The 1,722-nt window shown below is 37.7% G+C and carries 1 protein-coding gene; it reads left to right on the top strand.

Going from position 1 to position 1,722, the window contains the following annotated elements; all coding sequences use genetic code 11:
• Positions 1-127: 127 nt before the first annotated feature.
• The gene (locus HNQ80_RS25490) at positions 128-1,594 is read left to right on the top strand and encodes an IS1182 family transposase (RefSeq protein ID WP_184314079.1); all 1,467 of its coding nucleotides are present in this window, start codon (positions 128-130) and stop codon (positions 1,592-1,594) included.
• Positions 1,595-1,722: the final 128 nt, after the last annotated feature.

Below are 1,722 nucleotides of genomic sequence, written 5' to 3'. Positions count from 1 at the left end.
CGAGGCCGCTGAAAAAGTCAAAACCTTGTCATAAGAAATTATGATAAGGTTTTTCTTTTTCACAAAAAGGAAATTGGCAATAGATGTTGAATACTATAATAAGTCTAACTACAAGCAGGAGATGTTTATGTTAAACAACCAACAAGAACTGGTCTTCAGCAAATATCTAGCTCTTTACGATATACTTATACCTGAAGATGATATACATAGGCAAATCAAGGAACTCGTCGATTTTTCCTTTGTTCTTGACGAGATTACAGAAAACTACAGCGATTCCATGGGACGTACTGCTGAAAATCCCATTAGAATGTTCAAATATCTTATGCTTAAGGATATGAACGAGTTGTCAGATAAGGATTTAATAAAACGTACTCGCACAGATATGGCCTTTAAGTTCTTTCTGGATTTATCACCAGAAGAAACAAATTTAATTCACCCAACGACTCTAACTAAGTTTCGAAGGCTCCGACTTAAGAACGAAGATTTGTTGGATAAGCTGATACAGAAAACAATAGAATTAGCTATTGAGAAAGGGATTGACCTAGGAAAAGCTTTGATAGTTGACGCAACACATACACATGCCAGATATAGACAACGGTCGATGGAAGAAGTGCTCTTAGAAAGAGCTAAGCGATTGCGCCGAGATGTCTATCAAGTCGATGAATCGATGAAGGTACACTTTCCAAAGAAACTTGTAGAGCCAACGCTAGAGGAGGTCATAGCGTATTGCGAAAGTATTGCTCAAGTAGTCGAAAGCCATCCTCAACTCTGTGTGAGAGAAAATATTAGTAAAAGACTGAACTATTTAAGAGAAGGTTTATCAGATACGGAGAGTGCTCTTGATGAAGCAGGTGATTCACAGGCTCGTACTGGCTATAAGACAAAGGATGACTCATTCTTTGGTTATAAGACTCACATTGGTTTATCCGAAAATCGATTGATTACAGCTGCGGTCATTACATCTGGTGAAAAGCCGGATGGTTCGGAATTACAGAGGCTGATTGAAAAAAGTCAAAGCAGTGGCATGGAAGTCAGTGAAGTAATCGGTGATACTGCCTATTCTGGAAAGGACAACTTGAGATATGCGAAAGAGAATGAAATAAAACTAATCGCGAAGCTAAATCCGGTGATATCAAATGGTGTACGCCAAGCAGATGATGACTTTGCTTTTAATAAAGACGCAGATCTTTTCGTTTGCCCTACAGGGCATCTTGCGATTCGAAAGGCAAAGACTGGCACTAAGAAAACAAACAAAAACCAAACCATGACCTACTACTTCGATATTGAAAAATGTAAAGTATGCCCTCGAAAATCAGGCTGCTACAAAGAAGGAGCAAAGTCAAAATCATATTCAGTGTCTATCAAATCAGATTTACATTTAGAACAAAAAACATTTGAGGAAACAGAATACTTTAAAGATCGCAACAGACAACGCTACATGATTGAAGCGAAGAACAGCGAACTAAAAAACCAGCACGGCTATGATGTAGCGATTTCGTCGGGCATTTTTGGCATACGAATACAAGGAGCGGTTTCGATCTTCAACGTCAATATCAAAAGAATATTGACGATACTCAGCGAGAAAAGCAAGTAGAAAACAAGGAATAATCACCACATCAAACAAAAAAACACATCAAAATTTGAATTATTCTTCAAATTTTGATGTGTCTTATTTTGTACAATTGATTTAGCTGAAAAACTATCTATTTTTCAGCGGCCTCG

It is taken from the genome of Anaerosolibacter carboniphilus, assembly GCF_014205875.1.
GTDB lineage: Bacteria > Bacillota > Clostridia > Peptostreptococcales > Thermotaleaceae > Anaerosolibacter > Anaerosolibacter carboniphilus.
This window is presented reverse-complemented; position numbering and strand designations above follow the sequence as displayed.